Origin of the sequence: Bacillus sp. MUM 13, from assembly GCF_001866725.1 — a bacterium.
Classification (GTDB): domain Bacteria; phylum Bacillota; class Bacilli; order Bacillales; family DSM-1321; genus Peribacillus.
This window is the reverse complement of sequence record NZ_MLYQ01000114.1, coordinates 1-6,184: the sequence shown is the minus strand read 5'-3', so window position 1 is coordinate 6,184 and position 6,184 is coordinate 1. Positions and strand designations below refer to the sequence as shown.

The window sequence follows — 6,184 nt, the reverse complement described above, 5'->3', positions numbered from 1 at the left end:
GTGATAAATTTCTTTCATGTAATAATATTTTTTTTATATTAAATAAGGTACCTCGCTCCAAACACACTCACCTTCTTTAACTTTATAACTCGCTTTTAATTACATTATTCAAGTTATTTTTCATTTCATCTACTTGCAATAGAAATTGATTCGCTGTATCAATGTTCCAGTCATCACGCAAGAGGCCTAATCCAATCAACTCTATACTAATAAGCGCTGCAATTGCAGGTAGACAAGCCAAGTGTTTTTTATCCAACTCTTTGTGGTAGTATCCTTTTAGAAAATCAATAGCTTTGTCATTTATAGTAAAGTTTATATTGGAAAACCTTGATGAGAATGGACGGAACGTAATCATAGAGAAATTAATTAAACCTTCAGCAATGTCATGCACAGGATCGTCATAGCAAACATTGTCAAAGTCATACACGCTCTTCACAGTTCCACTAGAAGAAAATGTCATATTGTTTGGGTTGAAGTCCCCATGCACTATACTTCGTCTTATGGGAATATTCAATTTTACCAAGTCACTTTTTATTTTCTTGATTTTTAAATTGGTCGCCGTTAAAAATGTATGAAATTGGCCTTGCTCCCTCTTGTTTAAACTTGTACGGATCTTTCTAAAGTGTCTGGCCACTAAATTTAGAACACCTGAACTAATTTCAGATGGATTCTGGCTTTTCAAATGAAAACTATCCGCATTAAGCAATAAATTCATTTGTTCATGCAATTCAAAGAGAAACTTTCCTGCACTATAACACTCTCGTGATTCTCCACTAAATGAATATCCTTTTATATATTCTTGTATAAAATACCGTTTCCCATAAATATCTTCAATTAGATACCCATTTTCACTCCGTACTATTTTAGGAACCATTTTAGTTTGATGGTAAAGAAGTTCCTGAACTTGTAAAATAGCTGCAATGTTGTCATTATCAGCGTACCAAGGGATTTCTTTAAGAATATATAAAGCTTCATTACTTTCAATGATGACTTTTCGTGAGGTTTGTGATCTTTTATTTAAAAGTACAGGGGTATCATTAATACCTGTATAAGGGTAAATATTGTAGTTATTAAGGTTGTATATTTCCTCAATTTTCTGAAATATAATATCGGGAATAAGTCCTAGATATTCATCAACTGGCTTTAGCATAAATCCCCCTAAATTTAATCAAGGATAGTTGTTCATACACCATTTTTATTGGTTAATATAAACTATCAAGGTAAGAGAATAAATTTACTGATAGTGGAATAAGGAGTTTACTTTTTACCAGCTATGTAACATTCCCTTTCCTTCTTCTTCTTTAATTGGCTGATATATTCCCTTTTGTTTAAAGGATGTGCATTGTCCCATTCAATAAGATTTGTCATTAGTTCCCGTACTCTTGGATTCATGGATTTTAGAAATGATTCATTTCTAATCTGTGGAAATGAAGTATGACCACCATAAGGTTCATCTTTTGCCTGTAAACTATAATGGAGGGTCCTTCTAAATTCACTAGTTGAACATCTTCCACGGTGTAATGTGTGGGCATTCATTAACAGTACATCACCTGGCTCGCAATGTATCTCTTGTTGTCCCTCTAAATAATTCGTTCCATCTTCCATAACTTCTTCCTGCTCTTTTTCATACAAAGCTCTCCGGTGTGACCCAGGAATTGCGATAAAACAATGATCTTGATAAAGAGGGATATTGAATTGTATATGGTTAGGCTTCCCATCAGAGTTGTAGAAATCATTATCACCATAATCCCTATGCCATCGAAGCTCATAGTCCGTTGTTTTGGGTGACCATAAGGCATGCGCTCCCCAGAACCTTAGTTGTTCCCCCAGTATTGTCTGTATCGAATCCATTAATGTCTCATTGTTAAATACGTCTCCAAAAGCTGTTTCATACGTTTCTGGAAACATAATATTATTTACCCCCCATGTGTCTACAATGTCGGTCTTTGAAGTGTATCTACATGTAAATTGAGCAGGATTTTCATTAACTTTCTCGTAAAGCCTTTCAACAGCCGATTTTAGTTCAGTTATTTCATCTAGAGTAAATACATTCTTTAGAACAACAAAACCATTTTCAACTATACTTTCCTCAATATCCATTTAACTCCACCACCTTTAAAGGTTAAGTTTTAAGGTTTTAATTCATACCAGACCAATTAACTTCTGATTTTTCAATCCATTGTGCTCGTATCTTATTGTAGACGACCTCAGGCAGTGGGCCATTTAGATAACCTAGATTCTCCATCCACCTCTCTGGCTTTTTGGTTCCTATGATTGCAATATGTACATCCGGAACTGTTAAAGTGAACCTTAAAGCATATTCAGCTATTTGCTTATCGTTTTCTTGATTTAAAAAATCGTAATTTAATTTTTCAAGTCTTTCCAAATAAGTCAACTTTGTTGGTTTTCCCATCGATAATATATTCTGGTTATTTGTTCTTTTTGCAATTGACATTTGTCTTTCATACTTTGAGCGTATCCTATTCCCATCTTTCCAAGCTGCATTGGCTATAGGTCTTTTTGCAATAACTCCAATATCCAATTTTTTCACTGCAGGCATTATTAACTCAATTGCTTCTTGATCAGCAATATTAAGAGAAGTCTGAAGAGTGTCGAAATAGTTTGATTTAACAGCATGTAATGCATCATACCCATCACCACTATATCCTACAAAACGAACCTTTCCTTTATTCTTTAGTTTTGTTAACTCTTCTAATAACTCTCCGTTATCTATAATTTCTTTCGATGCCCCGTGTAGATGAACAACATCAATATATTCAGTGTTTAATCTTTTTAAGCTCCTATCTACGCTGACTTCAATTAAAGTTTTATCAAAGTCTTCAAAGGGCAAACCACTGGCATGTCCACATTTTGTAAAGAGGAAATAGTCGGAACGTCTGTGTGACACTGCTTTACCAATCAACTCTTCACTGATTCCGTAACATTCTGCAGTATCAATAACATTCAAATCATTGTCCAATGCTGTGTTTAATAGTCTGTCCACAACACTAAAATCAACCTTTTCCAATCCTATTTCCGAACCGCCGAAGCCAAGTACTCCAACTTGCAAGTTTGTTTTGCCAAGTCTTCTTTTCTCCATTGAAACCTCCACTAACCTTTCTTTATCCCTTAACAAATGAGAAGCTATTACTAGTTATCATATTTCCCAGCCCCTTAAAAAGGTTGCTAATAGGATGGTTATTGTTACTTAACACAAACGGCTTATCTTCAGTCCGGCTTCCAAGACCCTCCATTACAGGGAGTTTCATAATAACTGATAGCTTGTTAGGAGCTGCTAAAAGCTTATCTGTATTTCCTTTAAATATGAGATTAGTAGACCCACAGTGATGGCATTCGTGGTATGAAAGATTCTCTATTATCCCCAGAATGTTTACATCAAAATGTTTTAAAAAATCTATCCCTCTTTGAGTATCCGAATAACTTAATACTTGCGGAGAAGTAACTAGCAACACATCTCCTTTTAGCCTTGAAAGAATTTGTCGATGAATTTCATTTGTTCCAGGTGGAAGGTCTATTAGTAGCAAATCAACATCCCATGCGTCATGAAATAAAAGCTGATTTAGAGCTCCTTCAAGCATTTTACCCGAAAGGTAAAGGTTGTCTTTTGGATGGTTAATAAGGCCTGTTGATGAGATTTTCACTCCCTCAATTAAAGCAGGAAGAATTTTCATTTCTTTCATTCGCATTGGTTGAGCAACCTTTAATCCTTTAAGCAGAACTGGAATACTGGGAGCCTCAAGGTCTGCATCAAATAGCCCCACTCGTAATGATGGATTATAACTTGCCAATGAATAAGCAAGATTGATAGAAATAGTAGATTTACCTACCCCACCCTTACCGCTATAAATAAATATAAATTTTGTTTTCAAATTCCAAAATCACTCCCGGTCATTAAGCTTGATATGCTTGGTTCCTACCGCTAAATTAAATTATTGTAAGAAAATAGTCAATATTTTGACCGATTTTTGCATATTGATAAATCTTGATTAAAATCATCTATTATGACCCTTAATTTTCAACTAATTTCTCAATATTGAAATACAAAAAAAATCAGACATAAGTATGAATTATGTGCTAAGTTGAAATTTGAAAATATTTAGACTACTTTCGATAAGGGGGAGAAGTATTATGAGTAATTCGACACTAGGTAAGACTTTAGTACCACCCAAGTCCTGGACAGATGTGGATAATCATTTTAAAAAAGCGCTTGAGAATCCGTGGTATCAAGCTTTACTAACAATCCAAGATGAAATTAATTATTCTACGTGGAAGTTCTTTAGATCAAAAGGAATTCGAAGTGTTTGCTTGCCTATTACTACTGGATCTGTGACGAGCCCAATGGGCCTTGGCAGTGATTCTCTACCTGTAAAGGTAGAGCTTGAAGGAGTTGAAACATATCTTTCGGACTCCATGCAATTTCATTTAGAATACGCATTAAGGAATCAACCAGGTGGTGTACACTATGTAATGCCTTCATTCCGAGGGGAAAACGCTGATCAGAGGCATTTATGCCAGTTTTATCATAGTGAAGCAGAAATCATAGGAGATCTTAATGATGTCATTCAATTGGTAAACCAATATGTACACACTTTATGTGTTGATCTTTATGAAGCTATCCCAGACATAATTAAAAACACTGCAGGGGAACTAGACCATGTACTATCAGTAATCTCGAAAAATGGAAAGTACCCTCAAATAACAATGGAAGAAGCAGCACAACAATTAAATAATAATAGTGAATTTGTAGAGTATCATAAGGAAGGCTTTAGAACACTTACAAATAAAGGAGAGCAAGAACTTATAAGACTCAACGGGGGAATTGTTTGGGTGACACATCATGATTATAAATCTGTTCCTTTCTATCAAGATCACACTGAAAATTTCAATTATGCTTTGAATGGAGATCTTTTATTCGGCATTGGGGAGGTAATTGGAAGTGGACAGAGACACGCAACTGCTGATGCATTAAAAGAAAGTATGAAGCTTTTACAAGTTGATGAAGCTCATTATGAATGGTATATACATATGAAAGATGTATCTCCTATACAGACCGCTGGGTTCGGAATGGGAATTGAGAGATTTATATTATGGTTAACAAACAACACAGATATTAGAGATTGTCAGCTTATCCCAAGATTTAACGGAGTCTTAATTAACCCCTAAAAGTTAATACTTCATTTTCAAACCTTAATTTATATAATAAAGCTGGGATTTTCTTCTAGCTTTATTTTTTTCAGGTTACTAATACACTTTTCATAATTTCCTAAAAATAAATAATCAAAAACGAATTTCGTATTTGATAAAATTAACATTGTCCGAATAGGCTTACCTACAAAATGAGTTAATGAAGCGCCAAGGTTTGGATGAATCCCAAAATAAAATTTCGGAGAGTGGATTATATGATTTTACCAAAGAAACTTCAAAGCGGAGATGAAATTCGAGTCATTGCACCGAGTAGAAGTGCCCGTATTTTATCAGAACAAGGAATACAACAAGCTAAGAAAAGTCTAGAGAAATTGGGGTTAGTAGTGACTTTTGGAAATAATATCTTTGAAAATGATCTACAAAATTCTGCGACAATTGACCATCGCTTAAATGACCTACATGAAGCATTTGAAGACAGCAATGTAAAAGGGATAATTACAGTTATCGGTTTCCGAACCTTCCTCCATCAAGGAAAATATGCGGCCGTCAAATAAATCTGGAACGTGCACAGTATGCCCAGCATCTCTCAGTTGATCGGCGACTGCTTCAATCCCCTTAGTTCGGCCCAAAACATGGTGTAACAACAAAACTTCTGCCATCATTTTCCCCTCCAATTTAATGAATTGCATATGTCTAAGTTTCGATAAGAAAGCCTGTTCTACCTGCCAGAACTTTACGATTTAGAAATATCTACCTGATAAAACCTACCCCTTGCTTATTCAATAATCCTGCCTTGCGGCAAATGTAGGATGTCGCTTTTTATTATTACTAGCTCAGTGGTATGAGTTTTATTATATGGAAAAGAGAAAACCCCTTTCCTAAATAACTCTTTGGAAAAGGGCTTTGTCTATACTGTGAAACTATAAACAAATTCATATTTACTCACTAAAAATTATGCCAAGTTTTAAAAAGAATATAGTAAACCATAAAATAAAATATATACACCTAGAAAAAATGC

The 6,184-nt window shown here is 34.7% G+C and carries 6 protein-coding genes; 2 read left to right on the top strand and 4 right to left on the bottom strand.

Annotated elements, in window-relative coordinates; all coding sequences use genetic code 11:
* Positions 1 to 82: 82 nt before the first annotated feature.
* The 4 genes from BIV59_RS20450 to BIV59_RS20435 all read right to left on the bottom strand — a co-directional run bounded on the left by BIV59_RS20450 (position 83) and on the right by BIV59_RS20435 (position 3,890).
* The gene (locus BIV59_RS20450; protein ID WP_071353311.1) at positions 83 to 1,150 is read right to left on the bottom strand and encodes a phosphotransferase; all 1,068 of its coding nucleotides are present in this window, start codon (positions 1,148 to 1,150) and stop codon (positions 83 to 85) included.
* Between the two features lie 107 nt (positions 1,151 to 1,257).
* Entirely contained in the window at positions 1,258 to 2,100 is an 843-nt protein-coding gene (locus tag BIV59_RS20445; RefSeq protein WP_071353310.1) for a phytanoyl-CoA dioxygenase family protein, read from the bottom strand.
* A 37-nt stretch (positions 2,101 to 2,137) separates the two neighbouring features.
* The gene (locus BIV59_RS20440; RefSeq protein ID WP_071353309.1) at positions 2,138 to 3,100 is read right to left on the bottom strand and encodes an aldo/keto reductase; all 963 of its coding nucleotides are present in this window, start codon (positions 3,098 to 3,100) and stop codon (positions 2,138 to 2,140) included.
* A 22-nt stretch (positions 3,101 to 3,122) separates the two neighbouring features.
* The gene (locus BIV59_RS20435; protein WP_071353308.1) at positions 3,123 to 3,890 is read right to left on the bottom strand and encodes a P-loop NTPase; all 768 of its coding nucleotides are present in this window, start codon (positions 3,888 to 3,890) and stop codon (positions 3,123 to 3,125) included.
* 259 nt (positions 3,891 to 4,149) lie between these two features.
* Here BIV59_RS20435 and BIV59_RS20430 point away from each other — a divergent pair, with 259 nt between their 5' ends.
* Together BIV59_RS20430 and BIV59_RS20425 are read left to right on the top strand one after the other, a co-directional pair.
* Complete coding sequence (locus BIV59_RS20430; RefSeq protein WP_083392293.1) at positions 4,150 to 5,184, top strand: asparagine synthetase A; 1,035 nt, start codon at positions 4,150 to 4,152, stop codon at positions 5,182 to 5,184.
* 236 nt (positions 5,185 to 5,420) lie between these two features.
* Positions 5,421 to 5,720, top strand: coding sequence for an LD-carboxypeptidase (locus tag BIV59_RS20425; RefSeq protein ID WP_083392292.1), 300 nt, complete (start codon positions 5,421 to 5,423; stop codon positions 5,718 to 5,720).
* The last annotated feature ends 464 nt before the right edge of the window (positions 5,721 to 6,184 follow it).